Source organism: Nocardia sp. CA-145437, from assembly GCF_050956485.1.
Taxonomy (GTDB): Bacteria; Actinomycetota; Actinomycetes; order Mycobacteriales; family Mycobacteriaceae; genus Nocardia.
Map to the genome: position 1 here is coordinate 4,162,861 of NZ_CP191204.1, position 25,924 is coordinate 4,188,784.

19 protein-coding genes are annotated in these 25,924 nt (G+C 69.7%); 9 read left to right on the forward strand and 10 right to left on the reverse strand.

What is annotated here, in order from left to right; genetic code table 11:
* Positions 1-24: 24 nt before the first annotated feature.
* A complete protein-coding gene (gene metH / locus ACQPYY_RS19385) occupies positions 25-3,603 on the reverse strand; it encodes a methionine synthase (RefSeq protein ID WP_433590446.1) in 3,579 nt (1,192 codons plus the stop codon).
* 215 nt (positions 3,604-3,818) lie between these two features.
* Here metH and ACQPYY_RS19390 point away from each other — a divergent pair, with 215 nt between their 5' ends.
* A complete protein-coding gene (locus ACQPYY_RS19390) occupies positions 3,819-4,712 on the forward strand; it encodes a PAC2 family protein (RefSeq protein ID WP_357085358.1) in 894 nt (297 codons plus the stop codon).
* A 134-nt stretch (positions 4,713-4,846) separates the two neighbouring features.
* On the opposite strand, the gene ACQPYY_RS19395 is transcribed toward ACQPYY_RS19390, so the two are convergent.
* Positions 4,847-5,152: a hypothetical protein gene (locus tag ACQPYY_RS19395; protein ID WP_379107180.1), complete on the reverse strand. Its 306-nt coding sequence runs from the start codon at positions 5,150-5,152 to the stop codon at positions 4,847-4,849.
* 246 nt (positions 5,153-5,398) lie between these two features.
* Here ACQPYY_RS19395 and ACQPYY_RS19400 point away from each other — a divergent pair, with 246 nt between their 5' ends.
* Positions 5,399-6,535, forward strand: a complete 1,137-nt coding sequence (locus tag ACQPYY_RS19400; protein ID WP_433590447.1) for an XRE family transcriptional regulator — start codon at positions 5,399-5,401, stop codon at positions 6,533-6,535.
* Between the two features lie 59 nt (positions 6,536-6,594).
* The gene (locus tag ACQPYY_RS19405; RefSeq protein ID WP_433590448.1) at positions 6,595-7,395 is read left to right on the forward strand and encodes a DUF2127 domain-containing protein; all 801 of its coding nucleotides are present in this window, start codon (positions 6,595-6,597) and stop codon (positions 7,393-7,395) included.
* Here the strand turns inward: ACQPYY_RS19405 and ACQPYY_RS19410 are convergent, their stop codons facing one another.
* Together ACQPYY_RS19410 and ACQPYY_RS19415 are read right to left on the reverse strand one after the other, a co-directional pair.
* A complete protein-coding gene (locus ACQPYY_RS19410; protein WP_433590449.1) occupies positions 7,396-8,469 on the reverse strand; it encodes an alpha/beta hydrolase in 1,074 nt (357 codons plus the stop codon).
* A 56-nt stretch (positions 8,470-8,525) separates the two neighbouring features.
* Positions 8,526-10,601 (reverse strand): alkyl/aryl-sulfatase, encoded by a 2,076-nt coding sequence (locus tag ACQPYY_RS19415; protein WP_433590450.1) that lies wholly within the window; start codon positions 10,599-10,601, stop codon positions 8,526-8,528.
* Between the two features lie 188 nt (positions 10,602-10,789).
* Here ACQPYY_RS19415 and ACQPYY_RS19420 point away from each other — a divergent pair, with 188 nt between their 5' ends.
* Positions 10,790-11,383, forward strand: coding sequence for a TetR/AcrR family transcriptional regulator (locus tag ACQPYY_RS19420; RefSeq protein ID WP_433590451.1), 594 nt, complete (start codon positions 10,790-10,792; stop codon positions 11,381-11,383).
* 70 nt (positions 11,384-11,453) lie between these two features.
* Here the strand turns inward: ACQPYY_RS19420 and ACQPYY_RS19425 are convergent, their stop codons facing one another.
* The 4 genes from ACQPYY_RS19425 to ACQPYY_RS19440 all read right to left on the reverse strand — a co-directional run bounded on the left by ACQPYY_RS19425 (position 11,454) and on the right by ACQPYY_RS19440 (position 14,082).
* On the reverse strand, positions 11,454-11,780 hold the full coding sequence (locus ACQPYY_RS19425; RefSeq protein WP_379107193.1) for a DUF202 domain-containing protein: 327 nt from the start codon (positions 11,778-11,780) through the stop codon (positions 11,454-11,456).
* A 25-nt stretch (positions 11,781-11,805) separates the two neighbouring features.
* A complete protein-coding gene (locus ACQPYY_RS19430) occupies positions 11,806-12,165 on the reverse strand; it encodes a YidH family protein (protein WP_379107194.1) in 360 nt (119 codons plus the stop codon).
* 124 nt (positions 12,166-12,289) lie between these two features.
* Positions 12,290-12,931, reverse strand: coding sequence for a response regulator (locus ACQPYY_RS19435; RefSeq protein ID WP_379107195.1), 642 nt, complete (start codon positions 12,929-12,931; stop codon positions 12,290-12,292).
* Entirely contained in the window at positions 12,928-14,082 is a 1,155-nt protein-coding gene (locus ACQPYY_RS19440; RefSeq protein ID WP_433590452.1) for a histidine kinase, read from the reverse strand. Before ACQPYY_RS19440 ends, ACQPYY_RS19435 begins: the two co-directional genes overlap by 4 nt.
* Positions 14,083-14,291: 209 nt before the next feature.
* Between ACQPYY_RS19440 and ACQPYY_RS19445 the strand changes: the two genes are divergently transcribed.
* From ACQPYY_RS19445 to ACQPYY_RS19465, 5 genes are all read left to right on the forward strand, one after another.
* Positions 14,292-14,864 carry a GlcG/HbpS family heme-binding protein gene (locus ACQPYY_RS19445; protein WP_433590453.1) on the forward strand — a complete coding sequence of 191 codons (573 nt, stop codon included), beginning with the start codon at positions 14,292-14,294 and terminating at the stop codon, positions 14,862-14,864.
* Positions 14,865-15,063: 199 nt separating this feature from the next.
* Positions 15,064-16,614, forward strand: coding sequence for a TIGR02677 family protein (locus ACQPYY_RS19450; RefSeq protein ID WP_433594682.1), 1,551 nt, complete (start codon positions 15,064-15,066; stop codon positions 16,612-16,614).
* Entirely contained in the window at positions 16,614-18,056 is a 1,443-nt protein-coding gene (locus tag ACQPYY_RS19455) for a TIGR02678 family protein (protein WP_433590454.1), read from the forward strand. The genes ACQPYY_RS19450 and ACQPYY_RS19455 overlap by 1 nt, the downstream gene beginning before the upstream one ends.
* The gene (locus ACQPYY_RS19460; RefSeq protein WP_433590455.1) at positions 18,056-22,453 is read left to right on the forward strand and encodes a TIGR02680 family protein; all 4,398 of its coding nucleotides are present in this window, start codon (positions 18,056-18,058) and stop codon (positions 22,451-22,453) included. The genes ACQPYY_RS19455 and ACQPYY_RS19460 overlap by 1 nt, the downstream gene beginning before the upstream one ends.
* Positions 22,454-22,561: 108 nt before the next feature.
* Positions 22,562-23,878, forward strand: coding sequence for a hypothetical protein (locus ACQPYY_RS19465; protein WP_433590456.1), 1,317 nt, complete (start codon positions 22,562-22,564; stop codon positions 23,876-23,878).
* Between the two features lie 121 nt (positions 23,879-23,999).
* Here ACQPYY_RS19465 and ACQPYY_RS19470 read toward each other — a convergent pair whose 3' ends face one another.
* Together ACQPYY_RS19470 and ACQPYY_RS19475 are read right to left on the reverse strand one after the other, a co-directional pair.
* Positions 24,000-24,272 (reverse strand): hypothetical protein, encoded by a 273-nt coding sequence (locus ACQPYY_RS19470; protein WP_357284115.1) that lies wholly within the window; start codon positions 24,270-24,272, stop codon positions 24,000-24,002.
* 168 nt (positions 24,273-24,440) lie between these two features.
* Positions 24,441-25,820, reverse strand: a complete 1,380-nt coding sequence (locus ACQPYY_RS19475) for a metallophosphoesterase (protein WP_433590457.1) — start codon at positions 25,818-25,820, stop codon at positions 24,441-24,443.
* Positions 25,821-25,924: the final 104 nt, after the last annotated feature.

Here is a 25,924-nt window from a genome sequence, read left to right on the forward strand (position 1 = left end):
AAAGCCCGAAACCTGGTGAAGATATTAAGCGTTGAAGTACTTGGCTTCCGGGTGCAGCAGCACGAACGCGTCGGTCGACTGCTCCGGATGTAGCTGCAGCTCCTCGGAGAGAATCACGCCGATTCGGTTGGCGTCCAACAACTCCACGAGCTTGGCCCGATCCTCCAGTTCCGGGCAGGCCCCGTAACCGAACGAGTACCGTGCGCCACGGTAGCCGAGTTTGAAGTAGTCGAGCACATCGGCGGGGTCCTCGTCGGCGACGGAATGTCCGTCCAGAGTCAGTTCTTCCCGGATGCGGCGGTGCCAAAACTCCGCGAGCGCCTCGGTGAGCTGCACGCCGATGCCGTGCACCTCGAGGTAGTCGCGGTAGTTGTCCTCCTTGAACAGGACGTTGGCGAAGTCCGCGATGGGCTGGCCCATGGTGACCAGCTGGAACGGCATCACATCCACCTGACCGGTCTCCAGCGCACGCTCACGCGAGCGGATGAAGTCGGCGATGCAGAGGAACCGGTCGCGCTGCTGACGCGGGAATGTGAACCGGAAGCGTTCCGGTGCATCGGGTTTCGGCTCGGTGAGAACAATCACATCGTCGCCCTCGGACACCGCCGGGAAGTACCCATACACCACCGCGGCGTGCTGCAGCACACCCTCGGCGATCAGCCGGTCCAGCCAATACCGCAGGCGCGGACGGCCTTCGGTCTCGACCAGGTCCTCGTAGGACTGGCCCTCGACGCCGCGCTGACCGCGCAGGCCCCACTGCCCCAGGAACAGCGCCCGCTCGTCGAGCAGCCCGGAGTACTCGCTCAGCGACAGACCCTTGATGATGCGCGAACCCCAGAACGGCGGCGTCGGCACCGGCAGGTCCGCGGCCACATCGGAGCGCTCGGGCACCACGACCGGGGCCTCGGCCGCCTTGCGTTCGGCGGCGATGCGCTTGGAACGCTCGTGGCGCGCCTTGCGTTCGGCGGCCTTCTCCCGTTCGGCGATGGCCTCGGGCGAGTTCGGATCCAGTCCGCCGCCGCGCTTGCGGGTCATGATCTCGTCCATCAGGTGCAGGCCCTCGAAGGCGTCACGCGCGTAGTGCACGTCGCCGGCGTAGACCTCGGTGAGATCGTTCTCCACGTAGGCGCGGGTCAGCGCCGCGCCACCGAGGAGCACCGGGAACTGCTCGGCGACCCCGCGCGAGTTGAGTTCCTCGAGGTTCTCCTTCATCACCACGGTGGACTTCACCAGCAGCCCGGACATGCCGATCACGTCGGCCTTTTTGTCCACGGCGGCGTCGAGGATGGTCGAGATCGGCTGCTTGATACCGAGATTGACGACCTCGTAGCCGTTGTTGGACAGGATGATGTCGACCAGGTTCTTGCCGATGTCGTGCACGTCGCCCTTAACGGTGGCGAGCACGATGCGACCCTTGCCCGAATCGTCGGTGGCCTCCATGTGCGGTTCCAGGTAGGCGACCGCGGTCTTCATGGTCTCCGCCGACTGCAGCACGAACGGCAGCTGCATCTGGCCCGAACCGAACAGCTCACCGACGGTCTTCATGCCCGACAGCAGCGTCTCGTTGATGATCTGCAGCGGCGGCACCTGCTGCATGGCCTCGTCGAGATCGGCGTCCATCCCGGCCTTCTCGCCGTCGACGATGCGCCGCGCGAGCCGCTCGAACAGCGGCAGCGCCGCCAGCTCCTCGGCGCGGGAAGCCTTCGAGGAGGCGGTCGAGACGCCCTCGAACAGCGCCATCAGCTTCTGCAGCGGGTCGTACTCCTCGGTGCGCCGGTCGTAGACCAGATCCAACGCGACCTGGCGCTGTTCCTCCGGAATCCGGGCCATGGGCAGGATCTTCGACGCGTGCACGATCGCCGAATCCAGACCGGCCTGGACGCATTCGTGCATGAACACCGAGTTGAGCACCTGCCGCGCGGCCGGGTTCAGGCCGAAGGAGATGTTCGAAAGACCCAGCGTGGTCTGCACTTCCGGGTGCCGCTTCTTGAGTTCGCGGATGGCCTCGATGGTTTCGATGCCGTCACGGCGCGACTCCTCCTGGCCGGTGCCCAGGGTGAAGGTCAGCGTGTCGATGATGATGTCGGACTCTTCGAGACCCCAGTTGTGCGTGATGTCCTCGATGAGCCGCTCGGCGATGGCCACCTTGTGCTCGGCGGTACGCGCCTGGCCCTCCTCGTCGATGGTCAGCGCGACCACGGCCGCGCCGTGTTCGGCGACCAGCGCCATGGTCTGCTGGAACCGCGAATCCGGTCCGGCGCCGTCCTCGTAGTTGACCGAGTTGATGGCGCAACGCCCGCCCAGCTGCTCCAGACCGGCCTTCAGCACCGGGGTTTCGGTGGAGTCCAGCATGATCGGCAGCGTCGAGGAGGTCGCCAGCCGCGAGGCCAGCTCGCGCATGTCGACGGCGCCGTCGCGGCCCACGTAGTCCACGCACAGGTCGAGCATGTGCGCGCCGTCGCGAGTCTGGTCCTTGGCGATATCGAGGCACTTCTGCCAATCGCCGGCCAGCATGGCGTCACGGAAAGCCTTGGAGCCGTTGGCATTGGTGCGCTCACCGATCATCAGGATCGAGGCGTCCTGCTCGAACGGCACCGCCGAGTAGATCGACGAGACGCTGGGCTCGTGCACGGGATTGCGCTTGGCCTGCTCGACCTCACGCACCGCCTCGGCCATCTGCCGGATGTGCTCGGGTGTGGTGCCGCAGCAACCACCCACCAGCGACAATCCGAACTCGGACACGAACTGGGTCATCGAGACCGCCAGATCCTCGGCCGAGAGCGGGTACTCCGCGCCCTTGGCGCCCAGCACCGGCAGACCCGCGTTCGGCATCACCGACACCGGCAGCTGCGCGTGCTTGGACAGATGGCGCAGGTGCTCGCTCATCTCGTCGGGGCCGGTGGCGCAGTTCAGCCCGATCATGTCGATGCCGAGCTTCTCGAGCGCGGTCAGCGCGGCGCCGATCTCGGAGCCGACCAGCATGGTGCCGGTGGTCTCCATCGTCACGTGCGTGATGATCGGGATCCGGCGGCCCGCCTTCAGCATGGCGTTGTGGCTGCCGGTGACCGCGGCCTTGACCTGCAGCAGGTCCTGGCAGGTCTCGATGAGGATGGCGTCGGCGCCGCCGTCGAGCATGCCGAGCGCGGCCTCGGTGTAGGCGTCGCGCAGCGAGACGTAGGGCGCGTGGCCCAGGGTGGGCAGCTTGGTGCCCGGGCCCATCGAGCCCAGCACGTAGCGCGGGGTGCCGTCGGCGGAGCGGCCCATCTCGTCGGCGACCTCGCGGGCCAGGCGGGTGCCGCGCTCGGACAGATCGCGGATCCGGTCGGCGATGTCGTAGTCGGCGAGGTTGGGCAGATTGCAGCCGAAGGTGTTCGTCTCGACGGCGTCGGCACCGGCCTCGAAGTAGGCGCGGTGGATGTGTCGCAGCACGTCGGGGCGGGTTTCGTTGAGAATTTCGTTGCAACCCTCGAGGCCGCGGAAATCGTCGAGGGTGAGATCCGCGGCCTGTAGCATCGTGCCCATCGCACCGTCCCCGATAACGACACGCCGTCTGAGCGTGTCCAAGAAGGTGGTGTCGAATTCGGCGCGGCTGCGTACAGACATGTACTCAAGAGTAGTGGGAAGCTGCGACAAGCTGAATTTGACTGCCTCCGCTCCGCTCCGGCGGGTTCGCGGCCCTGGAGGTCTCGTTCTTCCCTCCCTCCGCTCAGTCCAGAACGAGACGGGCCGCGAACCACCGGGCGATCATGCACACGGCGCTCATTGTGCGATTGCGCGTCGCATGCACACGGGGGTTGCGTACACCGTAGGCTGACCGGGTGAACGCCAGTGAATCCCCGGTGCCACCCGAATCGGACCTGCCCACGCTGCGGGATCCGGTGCTCGTGGCCGCCTTCGAAGGCTGGAACGATGCCGCCGACGCCGCCAGTGGCGCGGTCGAACATCTGGAACTGATCTGGGACTCCCAGCCGCTGGCCGAGCTCGATTCCGAGGACTACTACGACTATCAGGTCAACCGCCCGACCGTGCGTCAGGTCGACGGTGTGACGCGCGAGATCGTCTGGCCCTCGGCCATGCTCTCGGTCTGCTCTCCCCCCGGCAGCGACCGGGACGTGGTGCTGCTGCGCGGGGTGGAACCGAATATGCGGTGGCGCAGCTTCTGCAATGACATTCTCGAGTTCGTGGAACAGCTCGGGGTGTCCACGGTGGTGATCCTCGGTGCGTTACTGGCCGATACCCCGCACACGCGCCCGGTTCCCGTCACGGGTACCGCCTATAATAAGGAAGCCGCGGAGCGCTTCAACCTCGAGCAGACCCGCTACGAGGGACCGACCGGTATCACCGGAGTCCTGCAGGACGCGTGCGTGCGCGCGGGTGTGCCGGCCATCTCCTTCTGGGCCGCGGTGCCGCACTACGTGTCGCAGCCGCCCAACCCCAAGGCCATCATCGCTCTGCTGCACCGGGTCGAGGATGTGCTCGATGTGGAGGTGCCGCTGGGCGCGCTGCCCGAGCAGTCCGAGGAGTGGGAGGTCGCGGTCAACGAGATGACCGCGGGCGACGAGGAGATCGCGGAGTACGTGCGCTCGCTCGAGGAGCGCGGCGACGCCGAGGTCGATATCAACGACGCCATGGCCAAGATCGACGGCGATGCCATCGCCGCCGAGTTCGAGAAGTACCTGCGCCGTCGTGGTCGGGGTGGCTTCGGCCTCTGACCCCCCGCATCCCACCGTGCCCGTTTCAGGCCGAATGGTCCGCTTCGGGGTGAATGTCCCGAAGTAGCTCGAAAATCATTGCCGCACCCGCGTTCTCGACGTGGGTGCGGCGGCGTTTCGGGCGGCGTGTCGAGCTAGCGCTCGACGGTCCAGACCTGAGCGGACGCCTCGTGAGCCAGTTTCGCGATCAATAGGTCGCGCGGAATGGTCTGGCCCGCAAGGTGTTCGAGCGACGGCACCACCACGTGGTGGGCGTCGGCGCGCTTGAGTTCGGCGGTCAGCTCCGCGAACGCGGTGCCATCGCCGGCGGTCGATTCATGGAAGGTGGCGGCGAAGCAGAGGCCCGCGGACTGAGCGAGCCCGCACATGGCGTTCTCCAGCTCGTCGCTGCGACCGTCGGCCAAATCGTCACGCACGTACCCATAGATCAACGCTTCCACCCGAACCTCCGTTGGATTGGGGATCGCTGTCCTGACGTGTGCCCTGGTAAACAGTTTGGCGTTTTTGCGAATGCAATTGCAGATGTCAACCCACTGACATCCAGATGCCCTATCCGGGTCCATCCGCCGTTAACTGGTGAGATACTACAACTCGTGTCCGCCGGTGACGATCGACCTGTCTGGGCTGTCCGAATGCGTGCCGAACGTGATGCTCGGGGGTGGTCACAAGCCGACGCGGTGCGCGCGATGCGCACCAAGTCGAGCCACAATCTCCCCACCGACAGCACACTGTTACGGAACTGGCGGCGTTGGGAATCCGGGGAATCGCGGCCCGACGATTTCTACGCCCCGATCATCGCGGCGTCTTTCGACACCGTGACGGCGGCGTTCTTCCCCAAGACCCGGCCCAACCGGGACGACGAGATGCTCTCGGCAACCGGACTGGACACCCTGGAATTCATTGGGCGGCTACGAATGTCCGATGTGTCGGCTTCCACACTGGACGCCATCCGCATCACAGCCGACCGGCTCTGCTCGGACTACCCGTGCGCCGATCCGCACGATCTGCACGCCGAGGGCACCGCCTGGCTGCGCCGCATCACCTCGCTGCTGGACGGCAGACTCACACTGGCCCAACATCGCGAGGTGCTGGTGCTGGCCGGATGGGTCGCTCTGCTGGTCGGCTGTGTCGACTACGACCTGGGCTGGCGCACCGCCGCCGAGGCCACCCGCCGCGCCGCACTGTCGCTGGGCCAGGAGGCCGACCATGCCGAAATCATCGGCTGGGGAGCGGAAATGGCCGCGTGGTTCGCCCTCACCCAGGGCAACTACCGTGGCGCCATCGATGCCGCGGAGGCCGCGCACGCCACCACCGGCCGCCTGGGCGTGGGCGTCCAGCTGGCCGCCCAGCGCGCCAAGGCCTGGGCCCGCCTGGGCGACCGCCATGAGGTGGAAAAGGCGCTCACCCAGGGCCGTTCGATCCTCGAGGCGATCGAGCACCCGGCCAATCTGGAGAACCACTTCGTGGTGGATCCGCAGAAGTTCGACTTCTACGCCATGGACTGCTGCCGGGTCGCCGGGGACGACCGGCTCGCGGAAACCTATGCCCGCCAGGTGATCGCGACCTCCACCCGCCCCGACGGCAGCATCCGCAAACCCATGCGGGTGTCCGAGGCGCATCTGACCCTGGCCGTGGTCGCGGTGCGCGATCGCAATCTGGAGCTCGCGGTGGACGAGGGCATGCGCGCCTTCGCGGGTAAACGGCGGTCGCTGCCCTCGCTCATGTGGATCGCGGGCGAGGCCGCCCGGGAGATGGTCGCGCGCTTCCCCGGAGATCCGCGCACCAGAACCTATCTCGACCAGCTGCGCTCGCTCGCCGGCTGACCGCGCGCCCCGGCCGTGTTCCACGGCGGCTGTCGCGGGGCCTGGGTACGCTCCAGCGCATGGACTTCAGTCTCTGGACCTGCGCTGCCCGAGGGCACGAGACCTACGCCCCGACCGAGCCCGAGCTGAAGGCACGACTCCACGTCGCCACCCCGGCGGGCGAATCCTGGCGCTGTCTGCGCTGTGGCGATTTCGTGCCGGGCGAGCCGCGCCGCAGCGGTCCCGCCGACGACGCGCCGGAGGTGCCGCGCGGGCATCTGCTGCGCGATCGCATCATCATGCGGCTACTGGCGGCCGAGCGGGTCGGCCGCGCGCTGGTGCTGATCCTGCTCGGCGCGGGCGTGCTGAAGCTGCGCGGTTCGCGCGAGCACTGGAAGGCCAGCTGGGACAAGGATCTTCCGCTCATTCGCCAGCTGGCCGACCAGATCGGTTTCAACCCCGACCATTCCAAGATCATCCGGGGCATCGACACGGCGTTCACGCTCTCGCCGACGATTCTGATCTGGATCGCGGTCGCGCTGTTCGCCTATGCCACCATCCAGCTCGTCGAGGCCGTGGGCCTGTGGCTGGTCAAGCGCTGGGGCGAGTACTTCGCGGTAGTGGCCACCAGCCTGTTCCTGCCGCTCGAGGTGTGCGAGTTGACCGAGAAGGTCACCTTCCTGCGAGTGGCCGCGCTGCTGGTGAACCTGGCCGCGGTGATCTGGCTGCTGTGGAGCAAGTCCCTGTTCGGCCTGAACGGCGGCGCGGCCAAATACTACGCCGAGCACCACTCCGAGAGTCTGATGACCGTCGAACGCGCCGCCGTCGCAGCCGAATCCGACCTGCTCGCCGCGAAGGACGTTGCCCCGCACCAGTCCTGATCAGGCGGGCAGGTCCAGTCCCTTGGCCAGCACCGGCCAGGACTTCAGCAGCTCGTCGCGGAACACGCCCCAGGAGTGGGTGCCGTTGGCCGGCAGGTCCACGGTGGCCGGAATGCCGAGTTCGGTGAGCTTGGCGGCGAGGTTGCGGGTGCAGTAACCGGTGGCGGCCTCGATGGTGCCGTCGTAGATCATGTGCACCATGAAGCCGAGCGCGCCCGGGAAGATGACGTACTTGCCGTCGACCACGTCGTACTGCCCGGGCAGGCCGTTGCCCGCGGACAGGTAGAGCTCCATGCCGCGCAGCCGCTCGGCGTGCAGGTACGGGTCGTTGTCCGCCCACATCGGGTCGCCGGACGGGCCGTACATATTGTCGGCGTCGCCGCCCTCACTGGCGACGACGATCCGGGCGAACGCCTGGCCGATCGGGTCGCTGGTCTGCACACAGCCGCTGTAGGTGGCCGCGGCCCGGAACAGGCCCGGCTTGGCGAGGGCGAGATTCAGCGCCGGGGTCGCCGACATCGACACCGCCGCAATGGCATTGCGGCCGTTGGTGCGCAGGCCCGCGTCGATCAGCGGGGGCAGTTCCTCGGTGAAGAAGGTCTTCCACTTGTTGAGGCCCAGCTGCGGATCCGGTGCGCGCCAGTCGGTGTAGTAGCTGGCGAGGCCACCGGTGGGGACCACGACATTGACGTCCTTGGCGCCGAGGAAGTCGAAGACCTCCGGCACCTGGGTCTTCCAGTTCTTCACGCCGTAGCCGGCGTCGGTGCCGTTGAACAGGTACAGGGTGGGCCGCGGCTTCGAGGTGTCGCCGGGGCGCAGCACGTCCAGGTGCACCGTCTTGTCCATGGCCGCCGAGTACACCTCGAGCGACAGGTTGCGGTCGTCGACGATGTCCGCGCTCACCACTTTCGACGCGTCGACGGTGGTGGCGGCGGTCAGCTGCGCCGCGGTGTCGGCGATGGCGGCATCGGGCGCGCCCCCGGCCGCATCGGGCTGCGCGCCCGCCGTTCCCGGCACGGTCGCGGCGATCGCCAGACACCCGACGACCACCGCGTTCCGCAGTCGATTCCGCACAGCCACTCCCACTCTCGTCGAACAAGTGAGAGGGACTCTGCCATATCCACCCGCGATCAGGGCGTGACGATGTTGAAGTTGGGGTCGGGCTTGTCCATCACGTCCACGAGCTGCTTCAACTTGGCCGGATCACCGGTGGCCTTGATCGCCCCGGAGGCGACCTCCTTCACGAAGTCCTTGCTGCGCGTCATCACCGCGATGAGTTCGAGGCGCGGCAGGGTGAAGGTGGCGTCGGCGGCCGGGCCTGTGAAGTCCGGCGGCACCACGTAGTGGATGAGCACGCCGTTGCGCAGTTCGGTGCGGTAGGTCTTGTTCTCCTCGGGGATCACCCAGTCGTTGACCAGGTGCAGGTCCCACGCCTTGGGCCCGTTGATCTGGAAGGCCGCGGCGTCGAAGACCTGGTCCACGCTCAGCGCGCTGATCATGGACGCGGAGTTGGCCTTGGTCGGGGTGCCGAAGTTGCCGTTGCGCAGCTCGTAGGCGCCGGAGAGGAAGAAGTTGCGCCAGGTGCCGTTCTCGGAGCCGTAGCCCAGCTGTTCGAAGGCGCTGGCCTGCAACATCTTCGCCTTCTCATTGTCCGGGTCGGCGAAGATCAGGTAGTTGAGCACCTGGACGCACCAGCGGTAGTCGCCGTCGGCATAGGCCTTGCGGGCCACCTTCAGCACGCCGCTCGCGCCGCCCATGGCGTCCACGTGCCGCTTGCCCGACTCGACGGGTGGATGCTCCCACAGGTGCGCGGGATTGCCGTCGAACCAGCCCATGTAGCGCTGGTACACGGCTTTCACGTCGTGGCTGACCGACCCGTAGTAGCCGTGGTTGTACCACTTCCGCTCGATGGCGGGCGGCATCTGGATCTGCTCGGCGATCTCGATGCCGGTGTAGCCCTGATTGAGCATGCGCAGGGTCTGGTCGTGCAGGTAGGCGTAGGTATCGCGTTGCAGCGACAGCCATTCGGTGAGCTTGTCCGATCCCCAGGTGGGCCAGTGGTGTGAGGCGAACGCGACATCGGAGACACCGGCGAACATGGTGATGGTCTCGGTCAGGTACTGCGACCAGACGTGCGCGTCGCGGACCAGAGCGCCGCGCAGGGTGAGCAGGTTGTGCAGGGTGTGGGTGGCGTTCTCGGCCATGCACATGGCCCGGAAGTCCGGGAAGTAGAAGTTCATCTCCGAGGGCGCCTCGGTGCCGGGGGTGATCTGGAAGACCATGCGCACCCCGTCGATCGTCTCCTCCTGCCCGGTGCGGGTGATGTCGCGGTTGGGCGGGAGGAGGCTCACGGTTCCGGTGGAGGTGGTCATGCCCAGGCCCGCGCCGACCTGCCCCTTGTCGCCGCGCGGCAGGGCGGCGCCGTACATGTAGGCCGAGCGGCGCGCCATGGCGGTGCCCGCGAAGATGTTCTCGGCGACGGCGTGTTCGGTGAAGCCCTGCGGTGCGAGCACCGGAATGCGGCCCGAGGCAGCGTCTTCGGCGGTGATGACGCCCGCCGCGCCACCGAAGTGGTCGACGTGGGAGTGGGTGTAGATCATGCCCGTCACCGGCTTCTGGCCGCGGTGGGCGAAGTACAGTTCCATGCCCGCCTTGGCGGTCTCGGTGGAGATCAGCGGGTCGATGACGATGACGCCGGTCTTGCCTTCGACGATCGTCATGTTCGACAGGTCCAGGCCGCGGATCTGGTAGATGCCCGGAACCACTTCGTAGAGGCCCTGTTTCACTACCAGCTGCGACTGCCGCCACAGCGACGGGTGCACCGAGTTGGGACAGCTGCCCTGCAGGAACCCGTAGGAGTCGTTGTCCCAGATGACATTGCCCTTGGCGTCGGTGACCCGGTCGGGTTCCAGCTTGGCGATGAAACCCTTGTCGGTGTCGGCGAAGTCCTGGGTGTCGGAGAACGGCAGCGAGGACTGCACCGTCGCTTGCTGATCGGTGATGAGGCCGCTGGGGTCGACCGGATCCTTGGAGGTCTTCTCCGCGGCGGACCCGTTGTCGGCGTTGCTGTCGCAGCCGGTGACGGCCGCGCCCACCCCGACCGCCGCGAGGGCCGCCGCGCCCACCCCGAATACTGCGCGCCGCGACACCGTGAATCGGCCCGGCCCGGGGTTGTTCGCGTGATCGGTGCGGTTGTCGTCGGTCATCGGCGCTCCTGTCTCCATCTGGCTGATGCGAGTGGCAGGATCGTTAGCTGAATATTCGCCAACTCTCCGGCCCCGCCCCAGCCTACCTCGCTATTGCAGCATTACTGCAATAACATGGCCCTGTGACCTCACCCATACGCCGGGACCTGCGCGTCGGGGGTCCGGCCCGATGTGATCGGATTCCTGCCATGAGCGAGGGCAAAGGCGACAGCCCGCGGCGGCGGCGCAATCCGCCGCAGACCCGCAAGGCCATCATCGAGGGCTTGCTGTCGGCGGTACACGAGGGCGAGTTCGACCCCACCACCCGCGATATCGCGGAACGGGCCGGGGTGTCCGAACGCAGCATCTTCGTGCACTTCCCATCGCGCACCGCGCTGCTCACCGCGGCGGTGGACCAGCAGTCCGAACAGGTCGAGGCGCTCATCGCCGAGATCGACCCGGCGCAGCCGCTGGACAAGCGCATCGACGCGGTGGTGCGCCAGGGTGAGGCGATCTTCCGGCTGCAGCGCGAGCCGCGGGTGCTGGGCCTGGTCGAATCGCTGCGCTCGCCCGCGGTGGACGAGCGGATGCGGCTGACCGACAAGCGGATTCGCGAGGCGCTGGCCCGCGGCTTCGCCCCGGAGCTGGCCGGCGACTCCGGCGAGCAGTTGCTCGATTTGGTCGACGCCACCGTCGGCTGGCCCTACCGCCACCATCTGATCGACCGCCGCGGGCTCTCGGTGCGGGCCGCGTCCGAGGCGGTCCGCCGCGCCCTCACCACCCTGCTCACGCCCGCGAACTGAACCGACCGCCCGGATTACGCGGCGGACGAACGGATTCCGCTCCCCGCCCGGGTGATCTCCAACCCGCCCGCTAGGTGGTAGCGGGAGGTGCGCCAGGGACGAAGAACGCGATGAACAGCGCCACCGCGCACACGGCCAGGACCACCGCCGTGGCCATGGCGATGGCGCGCGGCCCGTGCGCTCGATGCCCGTGGTGCAGGGAGTTGTTGCGCGCGAAGCTGATCCCCGCGAGGAACAGCAGCCCCGCCGCGGCCAGCGCGGGCCCGATCGCGGCCGGATGCCAGCCGCTGACGGCCGCGTGATTCACGAACAGCGCCGACGTGCCCATGGCGGCGATCGCGGTGCGCCGCCACGCCAGCGCGGTGCGCTCGGAATAGAAGGTGGGCGTCTCGGTCATGCCCGCACCATCGACGCCGTGCCGGTCATGGCCACACCGTCGCGACGGCCGCGAAGATCGACACGATGGCGATGCCGCCCGCCAGGATCGGGACCAGCAGCGTGTTCCCCAGCACGTCGCCGCGAGTCATGCGGGCCTGCACGTCCCGCCAGTGCGTGTACGCCCCGACCGCGAGCGTCACCGCCAGCACGATGCAGCTCAGTGAGAGCGCGCGCCGGATTCCGGCGTGGTGGAACGGCTGCACCAGGGTGTGCACCGCGACGCCGGCGGCGAGCAGCCCGAGCGAGGTGCGGATCCACGCGAGATAGGTTCGTTCGTTGGCGAGCGTGAAGCGGTAGTCGAGCGGCTGTTCCGCCTCACTCGTCGGCTGACCCTGGTCTTCCACCCTCACCACCTGTCCGATAGCGCTGTCGCGGTCGCGGCACGCGAGCCCGCCGCCGCCCCGATCATGACACGAGTCGGCCCGAAACCGCCGACGGCGCAACCGCGGGCACCGGGGCGTCCGAGCGCTACTTCAGCAGCCGTTGTTCGTTGGCGACCGCGACCGCCGCGGCCCGGGTGTCGACGCCGAGCTTGTCGTAGATGCGGCCCAGGTGGGTCTTCACCGTCGCCTCGCTGACGTGCAGGGCGCGCGCGATCTCGCGATTGCCCAGGCCCTGGGAGAGCTGGCCGAGGATGTCGAGTTCGCGGGCGGTCAACGCCGGCTGCGGGTTGCGCATCCGCTCGAGGACGCGGTCGGCGATCGGCGGGGAGAGCGCGGTGCGCCCCTGGGCGGCGGCGTGGATGGCGGCGAAGAGTTCTTCGGGCCGTTCGGCTTTGAGCAGGTAGCCGGTCGCGCCCGCCGCGATCGCGCGGGTGATGTCGGCGTCGGTGTCGAAGGTGGTGAGGACCAGGATGTAGGGGGCGGGCCGCACGGTGGTGGTGATGCGGCGGGTGGCCTCGATGCCGTCCATGTCACCGCCGAGCTGCAGATCCATCAGGACGACATCGGGGTGCAGGCGTTCGGCGACGGCGACGGCCTCGGGGCCGCTGCCCGCCTCGCCGACCACCTCGATGTCGGGGGCGCTGCCGAGCAGCGCGCGCAAGCCCGCCCGGACCACCGCGTGGTCGTCGCAGAGCACCAGGCGGACAGGGGTTTTCGCGTCGGTCACGGCCGCTCCAAGGGGACTTCGGCGGAGACGACGGTGCCGTCCCCGGGGGCGGATTCGACGGTGAGGGCACCGCCGAGCTGGCGCAGGCGGGCGCGCATGGCGGGCAGGCCGTGCCCGCGGTCGGCGGCCGTGGGCAGCGTCGCCGGGTCGAAACCCGTTCCGTCGTCGGCGATGTCGAGGACCAGGCGGTCGCCGAGATCGGTCAGGGTGATGGTGACGGTGTTCGCCTCCGCGTGCTCACGCGCATTGGCCAGCGCGCCCTGCGCGATCCGCAGCAGCGCGGCCTCCACCCCCGCGGGCAGGCCCACCGCCGCACCCTCCACGTGCACGCGCACGGTGAGGGTGTCCCCGCCCTCCCGCCGCGCCATCGCCTCCAGCGCCGCGACCAGGGAGCCGCCCGCGGCCAGGTCGGTCGGCGCGAGGTCGTGGACGAAACGGCGGGCCTCGGCCAGATTGTGTTCGGCCACCCCGGCCGCCCCGCGCACGTGCTCACGCGCCGCGCCCGGATCGCTGTCCCAGATCCGGTCGGCGGCCTGCAACAGCATGCGCTGACTCGAAAGCCCTTGCGCGAGGGTGTCGTGGATCTCCATGGCCAGGCGCTGACGTTCGGCGAGGGTGCCCGCGCGGCGTTCGGTGGCGGCCAGTTCGCGGCGGGTGGCGCGCAGATCGTCGATGAGCGCGGCCTGCCGTTCGGTGGTGCGCAGCAGGCCCAGGAACAGCGCGGTGCTCAGGGCGGCGACCGCGGGCGGGGCCAGCAGCAGGTTCGGGTCGATCCAGCCCGCGAGCTTCAGCTGCGCCCACACCACGAACGCGGTCAGCCCGGCGACCAGGGCCAGCGCCACCCGGACCGGCAGGATGCGCAGCCCCGTGTAGAGCAGCGGGACCGCGCACCACGCGAAACTCGGTGCGAGCACGACCAGTACCGCCCAGCCCGACACCAGCAGCGCGAACCACACCAGCCGATCGGAGGCGCGCAGTTCGCTCACGACGTAGAGCACGGCCAGCGCCAGCGAGAGCCCGATCACCCACGGTGTGCGCGGACTCTCGGGATGCCGCAGCAGGAATCGCAGCAGCGACGCCGCCAGCAGGACGTAGAAGGCGCTGTGCACGATGGTGCCCAGCAGCCGGGTGTCGTCACGAGACGACGGCATGTGAACACCTCCTCGGCGACAACGACGGGCAAACACCCTCATTCTGCCGTGCGCGCACCGCCGCCCGGGTCATCCGATCGGTTGATACGGGGTTCGGCCGGACCGCCCACCGAATCCCAGCCACTGCGCCGATGTGCCGGGATGTCGCGGACCGCACGCTGGATCACGAACCGAGCGAACAGCTTTCACCGCAATCCCAGGAGGATGTCATGACCCCCGAGCAGCCCTCGAACCCCACCCGCAAGCGCCTGATCATCGGCGGCGCGGTCGCGGCCGTCGCGGCGGCCGGGGTGATCGGCGTGGTGTCGGTCAACGCCCAGGATCCCGACCCGGGCGCCAAGACCCCCGTCGCGGCCGATGTGGCCAACGGCAACCTGGCACAGAGCACCCACCTGACCATCGCCGCCGCCACCAGGGCCGCGCAGGCCGCCCTGGACGCCGCGGTCAAGGAGAACCAGCACGTGACGGTCGCGGTGGTGGACCGCGACGGCAATACCGTCGTCACCCTGCGCGGCGACGGCGCGGGCCCGCAGTCCTACGCCTCCGCCCAGCAGAAGGCGTTCACCGCGGTGTCGTGGAACGCGCCGACCTCGGTGCTGGCCAAGCGTCTCGACAGCGCGCCGCATCTGGCCGACATCGACGGCACCCTGTTCCTGGGCGGCGGCGCGCCGGTCACCGCCAAGGGCGGCGCTCCGATCGCGGGCATCGGTGTCGCGGGCGCGCCGAGCGGGGATCTGGACGAGAGGTTCGCCCAGGCGGGCGTCGCCGCGCTGGGCAACTGATCGTCCGGTTCACACCTGGTCGTCAGGACCGTGAGCGGCGGAACCGGTCACCCCGGCCGGATCGGGCGCGCCGACACTCGGCACGATTCCGAACCGGTCGGCAGGGGGTACTAACCTTCTCCCGGTGACCGAGTCCGCTGACGGATTGCTGCCCGACCCGAGGGGGGTCGGGTCCGAGGAGTTTCCGCGCCCCGACCGGCTGCGCCTGTTCTCCTTCGCCACCGCCGAGAAGCGGGCCGACTACCTGTGGGTATTACGGGCCTTCGATACCGCCCGCGCCGCCTACGTGGTGCTGTTGCACGCCTCCGACGTGTCCGACACGCTCGAACGTTGCCCGGGCGCACCCGCTCTCACCGCCACCGAGGTCGGGCCGCTGCTCGAACAGCTGCATCACTGGGGCGTGCTGGAACGCAGTTACGACGGCACCCGTGCGGCCACGCTCGCCGAGTACCGGAACCGGCACTTCGTCTACCAGTTCTCGCAGGCCGGATACCAAGCCTTCCGCGCGGTGTCCGACGTGCTCGAGGCCCGGCTCGACGAGGCCGCGCTCTCGCGGCTGGTGCTGCCGGAACTGCTGGCCGACCTGCACACCCTGGCCGAGGCCAACAAGAGCGCCGACGCCCCGCGCGTCTACCGCGTGCTGAACCGGCTCGACCGGGCGCTCACCGATCTGGCCGAACGCGCCGCGCACTTCTATCTGACCCTGGGCGATCTGGTCCGCACCACCGAGGCCACCCCCGAGGCGTTCCTCGCGCACAAGGACGCGCTGCTGGCGCACATGCGCGAATTCTCCATGGACCTGGCGCGTTTCGCGCCCCGGCTGGCCACCGCCATCCGCGAGGTCGAGGACACCGGCGTCGAGGACCTCATCGAACGCGCCGCCCGCTGCGACGAACGGGTGCTCCTCAACCCTGAAGAGCGCCAAGCGGATTGGCGGGCTCGCTGGCACGGCCTGCGCGGCTGGTTCATCGGCGACGACGACGGCGGGCTCACCGAATGCGAGCGGCTGCGCGAGGCCACCATGAGCGCCATCGCCGCCGTACTCTCGCTGCTGCGCCGGGTGACCGAGACCCGCAAGGGCGGTGTCAGCCGCGAATCCGCGCTGCGGCACCTGGCGGGCTGGTTCACCGCCGCCCCCAGCGCGGACGCCGCGCACGCCCTCTACGACGCGGTCTTCGGCCTCGGGCGGCCGCGGCACCTGGCCATGCAGCATCCCGACGCCGACGTGATCCCGGCCATCCGATCCTGGTGGGACGCACCGCCATTGGAGATCGCCCGCACCCTCGCCGAGACCGGGCGGCCGCCCACACCGGGCGCGCCCGCCCGGCTGCAACGCAATGACGCCGGCATCCGGCGGCTGCGCCAGGCTCAGCTGGACGCCCAGCGCGCCCGCGCCGAGGCCGCGCGCTCACTGGCCACCGCCGACCTCTACGACCGCGAACTCGACGAGGGCGAGACCGAGGTCCTGCTGAAACTCCTCGACGCCGCCTCCACCGCGTGGGTGCCGGTGAGCGGGCGGGTGCCCGGCACCTCCGGTTCCGACAACGGCGTCACCCTCACCGTCTCCGAACACGAGGGGTCCACGCTGGTCCGCACCTCCAAGGGCGTGCTCTACCTGAACAACCGACGCCTGGAAGTGCGCGAGACGGCCTCCCTGCGGGGACGCAAATCCCCTGCGGCGCAGAAGGATCGGATCGACTCACCGCCACCGGGCGACGAGCCCGGCGGCCAGGGCGGGGAGGTCCGCTGATGCACGCGCGCACCATCGATTCACTAGCTCTGGACAGCTACCAGCGCGCCGCCCGGGTCATCCTGGCCAACCATCTGGTCACCCGCACCTACCCCGATCGGATCGCGCTGCCGCTGTTGCGGCGGTGGGCGACCGAACTGCGCGAGGATCTGGCCGAACTGTTCGGCTATCGCCTCGAGGTCACCGAGACCACGGCGCGTCTGTTCCCGGTCCTCGACGAGCTCGACGCGGGCCGTCCCGCCCGCACCACCGGCGACCGCGTCTTCGACCGCCGCCGCTACGCGTACCTGGCGCTGGCGCTGGCTGCGCTGGGCCGCGCCGGGGATCAGATCACCTTGTCGGAGTTGGCCGATCAGGTGGCCGCCTACACCGAACGGGTCGACGGGCTCGAGCTCGCACCGGACCGGGCCGCCGATCGGGACGCCTTCGTCGACGCGGTGGGCTGGCTGGCGGCGCGCGGCGCGGTGACCCTCGCCGACGGTGACGCGGGCGGCTGGGCCAGCGACCCCGAGGCCGGGGAGGCGCTCTACGACATCGACCGGTCCATCGTGTTCGCCCTGTTCCGGCCGCCGCGCGCGCTCCAGCACCTGCAGAGCGTGACCGGGCTGCTGTCGGAGGCGGCGGGCGGCGGGGCCGAAACCCGTTCCCCCGCACAGGCCGCCGCGGCCCGGAAAGTACGCCGGGCGCTGGTCGAGAAGCCGGTGGTCTACGCCGACGAACTCGACGAACCCGAACGGTCGCTGCTGGCGCAGGAGAAACTCGTCACCGAGGTCGAGTACCTGACCGGGCTGCGGGCCGAGCGGCGCGCGGAAGGCGTTGCGCTCATCGACAGTTCGGGCCGGCTCTCCGACCTGCGGTTCCCGGGCACCGGCACGCTCGCCCAGGTGGCGCTGCTGCTGGCGGGTGAGATCGCGGACCTGGTCCTCGACATCGACAATCCGGTCGAGCGCAGGCCGCGCCCGGAGCGCCCGTACACCGATCTGGTGGAACAGCTCGACAGCGCCATCCCCGTCACCACGGTCTTCGCGCCACTGGCCGATCCCCTGGATGTGTTCGGCGCCCAGGAGGATTCGGACGAGCCCGCCGAGGAGCCCGATATCCCGGACTTCCCGTTCCTGGAATCCGCGTGGATCCGCGACACCGTGAAGATACTCACCGACCGCTACGGCAATACCTTCGCCGCGCAGTGGCAGGCCGATGTCGCGGGCCTCACCGGCGAAGTGGTGTCGCTGTTGGAACGGCTACGCCTGGTGGAGCTGGTCGACGGCGGGCTGCTCATCCTGCCCGCGCTGGCCCGCTACCGGGGCGCGATCGTGACCATCCGCACCCGTGCGGAGTCCGAATTGTTCCTCTCCCCCACCGAACTCGGCGCGGACGACGCGCCGGCCGACAGCACCGCGGGCACTGCGTCCGACAGCACAGCGAAGGGATCGGGGAACTGATGGCCGACCACATTCACGGTGGAGTGCGCTTCGTCCCGACCCGGGCGGGCATCATCAACCTCTGGGACTACCGCGACCAGGAATTCTGCTTCGCCGACGGCCGTCTGGTGCTGCGCGGCCCCAACGGCTCCGGCAAGACCAAGGCCCTCGAGGTGCTGTTCCCGTTCGTGCTCGACGGCCGCATCGAGCCGCGCCGCCTCAACCCGTTCGCGGGCGAGGAACGCACCATGAAGTCGAATCTGCTGTACCGCAAGCAGGAATCGGCCTACTCGTACGTGTGGATGGAGTTCGCGCGCGGCGACTGGGACTCCCCCGAGACCGTCACCATCGGCATCGGCATGCGCGCCACCCGCTCCAACGACAAGGTGACCCGCTGGTACTTCGTCGCCGACGGCCGGGTCGGCGTGGACTTCTCGCTGCTCGGCCCCGACGATCGGCCGCTGACCCGCAAGCAGCTGGCCGAGCAGATCGGCTCCGACACCATCGTGGACCGGCCGGTCGAATACCGGGCGGCCATCGACGCCCGCATGTTCGGGCTCGGGCAGCAGCGCTACGACCAGCTCATCAATCTGATCCTGACGCTGCGCCGCCCGCAGCTGGCCAAGAACCTGGACCCGCGCGGACTCTCGCAGGCCCTCACCGACGGTCTGCGTCCGCTCGACGAACAGCTGATCCTCGACGCCGCTCGTTCGTTCAGCGATATGGAGGAGGTCGGGCGCACCCTCGAGGGCCTGGTGCAGGCCGACACCGCGACCCGCGATTTCGTCACCGTCTACCGGAAATACCTGGCCGTCCAGGCGAAGACGGACGTCGATCAGGTGCGGACGCGCCTGGACACGGTCACCCACGCGGGCACCGCACTGCACGCCGCGGCCGCCCTGCGCACCCGCCGCGACACCGAACGCGCCGCCGCCGAGACCCGCGCCGAGGACGCCGACCGCGCCTACGAACAGGCCCTGGCCGACCGTGAGACCCTGCAGCGCTCCAGCGCCTACGAGGGCAAACAGCAGCTCGACGACCTCGCCGACGCGGTGCGCCGCCTGGAGACCTCCGCGGCTGTCCACCACGACAAGGCGCTGAAATCCCGTCAGACCGTGGACCAGCGGCTCGAGGAAGCCGAGCGCGCGCAGGCGGCGGTCGCCCATGCCGCCTCGGCGCTGTCGCGCGGCGAGGACGAATTGCGTTCGGTCGCCGAGGAAGCCGGCATTCCCTGGACCACGCTGCCGGAATCGGCGCGCGCCGACCAGCTCACCACCACGGTCCGCTCGCACGCCGAGGAACGCGACGGCGATGTCCGCGCGGTCCGGCGGGCGCTGACCCTGGTCGACCAGGCGGGCACCGAACGTACCCGCGCCGAACGCGCCTGCGGCCGCGCGGTGGAACTGCGCGATGCCGCGGCCGCCGAGCTCGCCGAGGCCGAAGCCGCTGTCGCGCTGGCTCGTTCGAACACCGCCATCACCCTGCGCGACTGGTGGGACACCCACCGCGAGGTGTACACCCCGATCCGCACCGGGCTGTTCGAGGCGCTCAACGAGGCCCTGGGTGAGGTCGGCACCGAACCGCTCGCCCGCCGTGGCGGCACACCGAACAGCCGCGCCGAGAAGGCGAAGAGCGCGTCGGGCACCGAGGCCCCCGCGACCGCCGGGGCCGCACCGGGCGCCGAGGCCGCGCTGGAGGATCCGCCCGTCCCCGCCACCCCCGCCGAGGTGCTGGCCGAGCGCACCGAACCGCTCACCGAGGAGATCCGCGGCCGCCGCCAGGAGGCGCGCGCCCGCGCCGCCCAGGCCGCCGCCCGCGCGAACGAACTGCGGGCCGAGCGGGAGCGAGTCGCGGCCGAACGCGACGACGCGCCACCGGCTTTCGCGGCCCGTACGGACGCGCGAGCGGAGCGTCCCGGCGCGCCGCTGTGGCGTTTGGTCCGATTCGCCGACGGTGTCGCGCCGCAGCAGGCCGCCGGACTCGAGGCGGCGCTGCAAGCCGCCAATCTGCTCGACGCGTGGGTCTGCGCCGAGACCGAGCTGCCGCCGCACGCGTCGGACCAGTTCCTGGTTCCGCTGCCGCCCCAGCAGCGGCCCACCGGGCACACGCTCGCGGATGTGCTGGTCGTGGAGGACGATTCACCGTCACTGACGGTTCCCCGGGAGACCGTCGCCGGGGTGCTCGCCTCCATCGCCCTCTACGAGTCACCGCACGCGACGGCCACCGGTGCGGGAGCGGACAAGGCGCACATCGTCTCCGGGGCCGCCGCACAACCGGTCGGCGTCGAGGGGCAGCTGACGATCGCGACCGACGGCCGCTATCGCCAAGGCGTCCAGTCGGGTCGGCACGTCAAGACCGACGCGGAATTCGTCGGCACCACCGCCCGCGCCCGCCGCCGCGAATTGCGGCTGGCCGAATTGGCCGCTGCCATCGAAACGGCCGTCGCCGAGGCCGAGACCGCCCAGACCGAGGAGCAGGCCGCCACGGCCGAGCTGGGCCGGATTTCGGCGGCCGCCAAGGCGCTTCCGCGCACCACCGCGGTCACCGCCGCCCTGCGCGGCGTGGCCGAGGCCGCGGGCATGCTGCGCTCGCGCTCGGAGGCGGCCGCGCAGGCCGAGCGGGATCTCGATCAGGCGGTGGCCGAATACACCAACGCGGACAAGAAGGTCCGCGCCATCGCCGCCGACCACCGCGCGCCCCGCGATCCGGTCGAGCTGGACGCGCTGGCGGCCGCGGTCCGGCACTTCGAGAACGCCGGAACAGCGCTGCTGCGCCTGCGCGGCGACCATCAGCGCGAACACGAGCGGGCCCGCGAGTCCGGGGATCGCCTCGACGAATCCAAGGATCTGGCCGAGGCGTTCGCCGAGGAGGCCGAGGCCGCCCGCTCGGGATACGAAGAGCAGCTGCGCAAACTGGAGACCCTGCGCGAGGCGCTGGGCGCCGGAGCCGCCGACATCGATCGCGAACTGGAACTGGCCCGCGAACGCATCGACGCGGCCCGCGCCGAGCAGAAGGCCGCCCGCAAGGCCGCCGCCGAGGCCATCGAGGCGGTCGGCGCCGCCGAGGGCGCGCACCGCGCCGCCCACGACACCCTGGGCACCGCGCTCACCGAATTGCTCGCCGACGTCCGCCATCTCGCCCCCTACGCGCGCCCGGACCTGCTCAGCCTGCTGGGCGCGCCCGCCGACAGCCGCTGGCCCGCGGCCGACGCCGCCTGGTCCACCCCCGAGCAGCTGCTGTACCGCATCGAGAACGGCGATCCCGAGCAGGAACCGGCCGTGCTGCCCGCCGACGTGGCCGCGCTGTTCGGGAACCTCGCCACCGCAACGGCTTCGGTGCGGGCGGGTGAGGCGGCCCGCAAGGCCACCCGCAGCGCCGTCACCACCGCCCTGCAGGAGTTCGACGCCGCGCTCGCCGCGGCCCGCCAGGACTACCGCCTGCACTGGGACGCCGCCGACGGCCTCACCGTGGTGCAGGTGCACGACGACCACGGGCTGTCCTCGCTGGCCGACTTCGCCGAGCGCATCGGCGGGGCCCGGCGCGATCAGGAACTGCTGCTCACCGACGCCGAGCGCCGCATCCTCGAGGACGCGTTGCTGACCGGGCTGGCCCAGCAGATCCACGAACGCACCTCCGACGCCCGCGATCTCATCTCCCGCATGGGCGCGGAGATGAAGCAGCGCCGCATGTCCTCGGGCAACACCATCGGCGTGCACTGGGTGCTGGCCGACAACCTCTCCGAACCGGCGCGCGCGGTGTGCAAGCTGCTCGACCGCGACTCCGCCGACCTCACGCCGGAGGACCTGTCGACCGTCCGCGCCTACTTCGCGGCCGAGATCCGCACCGCCCGCGCCACGCACCCGGAGCGCTCGTTCCCCGAAATCCTCGCGGCCACCCTCGATTACCGCACCTGGCGGGTGTTCTCGTTCACCATCCTCACCGCGGACGGCACCGAGGACCGCCTCACCGTGGCCCGCCACAGCGCGCTCTCGGGCGGCGAACAGTCGGTCTCGCTGCACCTTCCGCTGTTCGCGGCCGCACACGTGATGCTCGACTCCGCCGACCCGCAGGCGCCGCGCCTGCTGGCGCTGGACGAGGCGTTCGCGGGCGTCGACGACAACGGCCGCAGCGAACTGCTCGGGCTCTCGGTGCAATTCGACCTCGACCTGTTCATGACCGGCTACGACCTCTGGATCACCTACCAGCACGTGCCCGCCTGCGCGCACTACGATCTGGCGCACTCGGCGGCGGAGAACACCGTGAGCGCGACACTGCTGGTGTGGGATTCGGACGACCTGCTGGCCGAGCACGACGGAACCGATCTCACCTCCGCGCTCGGCTCGCCCAACCGGCGGCGCCTGCCGCACGGACTGGAGGGCGCGATCCCGATGGACGAGGAACTCGAGCTGACCGATTAGCCCGATCCGGGCGTCGGCAACCCCACTGGACACCGGCCGGAGCGGCGGGTTCGTCCTGCCCTGACGGACACCCCAATCCGCGTGTCGCAGTGCGGCGCGCCGTAAGGATTGGACCAACGGCAAACCAACAGTTTCGCGGTTGGGCGTGTATCGACTAGAAATGTCTTCCGTGCCTACCGGAATCACGTGCCAGCCATCGGGAGTCCCTGGACGGGGGACCAATTGACGATCGACAACCCGCGCGAGGACGACGTCACCCAGCTGGCGCTACGGGTCGAAAAGGCCCGCGGCCGGCTGGCGTACCAATACGATCCCGCGCTGACCGACGCGCTGTCGGAGAACGAGCTCGTCGCCGAGCGCGATCTCGCCGAGCGCATTCGCGAGCAGGAGCGCGCGCAGCGCTGGAAATACGCCGAAGCCACGGCGGCTGCGGCGGATCGTGCCCGCCAGACCTCCGAAGAGATTGAGAAGGCCGACATTCGCGACTTGCTGCTCGCCCGCAAGGCGATCGCCGCGCAGCGGCGGGAATCGAGCCCACACGCCAAACTGGCGTCGCTGTACAAGCATCGGGCGTGGAGCCAGCGCGCGCTCGCCGGTGTCGTCGCGGCCGGCATGCTCTGGTCCGCGGTCAACGTGCAGCACAATATCGCCCCCGGCGGGCCCTCCGATCCGCTCTACTGGTTCAGCTACCTGCTCGAAGGCATGATCAGCGTCTGCCTCGTGATCATCATGATCGGCACCAACAAGGTCGCCGAGTGGGGTGTGATCGACAGCCGCCGCCAGGTCGTGGTGGCCGAGATGGCGCTGCTGAGCCTGACCGTCATCCTCAACACCTACCCGTACCTGAAGAACGGCAGCTGGTACGACGTGGCGGTGCACGCCATCGCGCCGGTGATGATCGGTGTGGCGCTGCTGATCCACAATGCCGCTGCCTCCCGGTACGGCTTGGCCATCGTGCGCGCCACCGACCAGATCCGGGACCTGCCCGACCCGGGTGAGCAGATCCGCCGCTCCATGCCGACGGTCGTGGCCTGGCCGACCCGCCCGACGCCGCCGTCGGCCGGGGGCACCGCCACCGGACCCGCCGCGCTGACCGCAGGGCCCGCCGAGGCCGAGAAAACCGTTGATGCAGAAGCCCAAGTGGTCGAACCTCGACCCACCGCCAAGGCCGAAAGCCAGGCGGAACCCGCGAAGTCTGCGGACAAGGAGCGTCGCTCGGCGACGGGCAAAAGTCGCAAGTCCGACGAGGACGAACGGTCTCCGCTCGCCGATCTGACCGATCCCGTCCCTCCGCTGAATGTCTATGACACCGGCCAGTTCCGGATCGCCGAGACCCTCGAGCAGGAACTCGCCGAACTGCAGGCCGCCCGCCGCCGCGCCCGCGCCGCGTCGCGGCCGCGCAATGGCACCGCTGTCGACGACTGAGACGCGAACAACCCGCTCCTGACCTGACGAACGACATTGACCCCGGTACCGCTGGAGCGGTACCGGGGTCAATTCGTGTGCGGATCAGGCGGATCGGATGATCGGGACCCGTCCGATCGGGTCAGTGGCCGCCCGGCCGGGCCGGGTCGACGGGCACCACGACCGCCGAACGCGGCTGGGCCGGAGTGCCCACGTGCTGGAGGTACCCGAGCCAGCCGGTGCCCACGAAGACCGCGAGCAGCACCGCGGTGGGCAGTTCGAAGAACAGCCAGCTGGTGGCGCAGAAGATGTCTCTCCAAGGGTGAGCGGGCCGCTGGGCGATGCGGACGGGCGGGCGCTGGTGCCGGAGCGTGCCGTGATTCGAACGGTACTGCCTGCCCTGCCTGCCCACCATGCCTCCGTTGCTGAAGAAGTGCCGAACCAGGATGTCGAGCCCGCGTCGTGCGCACACCGGTGAACGAGCCGTCGCCGCGCGCACTCGCACCAGGCAGTATGCCGAACAGAACGAACATTCGGGTCGTATTGACCGAATATTCCGGTGCGTCGGCCGGATTGCTCCCGACTAACCGGACAATCCCGAAAAATCGCGCAGGACAACGTGATTACGATCGGCACAACTGCCCAGCGCGTGATCCGGGTGCAGACCAAGATATTGGCTGCGCGTGCGGGTGCTCCAGCGCCGCGCCGCCTCGGACCGCGTCTTGTAAAAGTTGACCGCATAGCCGCCCTCGTAGACGCGGATCAGGGTGTACCCGCCCGGATACTCCTTCACCGCGCCCACTTCCAGGAATTCCACCCCGATCGCGGAATCCGGGCGGGTACGCCGATTCCGATGGGTGTGCCCGCTGTGGTGCAGGAACACCCCGGGCGCGCTCGCGTACAGCGCGTGCAGCGCGGCCGCGTTGGCACGGTCCAGCACGAACCCGGGTCCGCCCGGATTGCTCACGGCCGCATGCCGGGTGACCGGGTGGTGGCCGAAGACCAGTGTCGGCCGGTCGGGTTCACCGCGCAGCAGTTCGCGCAGGTGGGCCAGCTGCGGCGCGGCGAGAGTGCCACCCGCGCCACGCACCCGGGTGGTGTCGAGGCCGATGATCCGCAGCCCGCCGGCGTAATACTCGAGCAGGCGGTCGCGCGGGTGGAAGATCGCACCCCAGTGATCGGGCTCCTCCGGGGGACGAACGTCGTGGTTTCCCCTGCACACGAAGTAGTCCCGGCCCAGCACGCCCCAGTCGTCGAGCTGGGCGCGGGCACCGAGGGCCTGCGCGGCCGTTCCCGAATCCGTCAGATCGCCCGCGACGATCAGGTGGTCCGCCGCCCGGTCCGGCAGGCGCAGATCCTCGAGCAGCGCGCTGAGCATGAATTCCGGGTATTCCTCGGTGCCGTGGCGCAGGCCCTCGAACAGTCCCGCGAACAGCCCGCTGGCCGGTTCGCCGTAGTGCAGATCGTTGGCGAGGGCGATGGTGCGGATCAGCCGCCCGGGCGGCGGGGCGGCGGTGGTGAAAACACCGGTGGATTCGGGTGTTCCGGAACGCCGTGTCACCAGGGTGCGGGCGGGCACGGCCCGGCGGCCGTCGGAGTACGCCTCGAATCGATAGGCGCGGCCCGGTTCCAGGCCCCGGATCTCCGCGTAGTGGTAGGGAGTCCGGCGGGCCTCGGACAACCAGGTGCGCGGTTGTCCGCGTCCGTCGGCGGGGGCCAGGCGCACCTCGGTGTCGGCGGGGACCGGCCGCAGCCGCCCGGCTCGGTTGCGGGCCCGGGTGGTCCAGGTCAGGATGGCCGAATCAGCGGTCACCGTCACCAGTTCCAGATCCGAGGCCACCACCGTTTGCTGGGGTGTCCGGGCCCGGTCGGCGAAGATCGGGCGCGGTGTGCGCACGGCGACGGCCGCCGCCCCGCTCGCCGCATTGGCCAGCCACATGGTTCGAAGTCGCGGTTCCAGCATCACATCTCCGTCCGCTGCGCTCCCCCACGGACGACGGTAGAGCGGCCAGTTGAACCGCCAGATGCCCGGACATGACCGAACGGCTTCCGATTCCGGACATTCAG

Excerpts from the sequence above, each read along its gene's own strand:
- ACQPYY_RS19425 (WP_379107193.1), bottom strand. The coding sequence starts at position 11,780 with ATGACCGAGACGCCCACCTTCTATTCCGAGCGCACCGCGCTGGCGTGG.
- ACQPYY_RS19405 (WP_433590448.1), top strand. The coding sequence starts at position 6,595 with ATGGACTTCAGTCTCTGGACCTGCGCTGCCCGAGGGCACGAGACCTAC.
- ACQPYY_RS19420 (WP_433590451.1), top strand. The coding sequence starts at position 10,790 with ATGAGCGAGGGCAAAGGCGACAGCCCGCGGCGGCGGCGCAATCCGCCG.
- ACQPYY_RS19455 (WP_433590454.1), top strand. The coding sequence starts at position 16,614 with ATGCACGCGCGCACCATCGATTCACTAGCTCTGGACAGCTACCAGCGC.
- metH (WP_433590446.1), bottom strand. The coding sequence starts at position 3,603 with ATGTCTGTACGCAGCCGCGCCGAATTCGACACCACCTTCTTGGACACG.
- ACQPYY_RS19440 (WP_433590452.1), bottom strand. The coding sequence starts at position 14,082 with ATGCCGTCGTCTCGTGACGACACCCGGCTGCTGGGCACCATCGTGCAC.
- ACQPYY_RS19400 (WP_433590447.1), top strand. The coding sequence starts at position 5,399 with ATGCGCACCAAGTCGAGCCACAATCTCCCCACCGACAGCACACTGTTA.
- ACQPYY_RS19445 (WP_433590453.1), top strand. The coding sequence starts at position 14,292 with ATGACCCCCGAGCAGCCCTCGAACCCCACCCGCAAGCGCCTGATCATC.
- ACQPYY_RS19470 (WP_357284115.1), bottom strand. The coding sequence starts at position 24,272 with ATGGTGGGCAGGCAGGGCAGGCAGTACCGTTCGAATCACGGCACGCTC.
- ACQPYY_RS19460 (WP_433590455.1), top strand. The coding sequence starts at position 18,056 with ATGGCCGACCACATTCACGGTGGAGTGCGCTTCGTCCCGACCCGGGCG.
- ACQPYY_RS19415 (WP_433590450.1), bottom strand. The coding sequence starts at position 10,601 with ATGACCGACGACAACCGCACCGATCACGCGAACAACCCCGGGCCGGGC.
- ACQPYY_RS19475 (WP_433590457.1), bottom strand. The coding sequence starts at position 25,820 with ATGCTGGAACCGCGACTTCGAACCATGTGGCTGGCCAATGCGGCGAGC.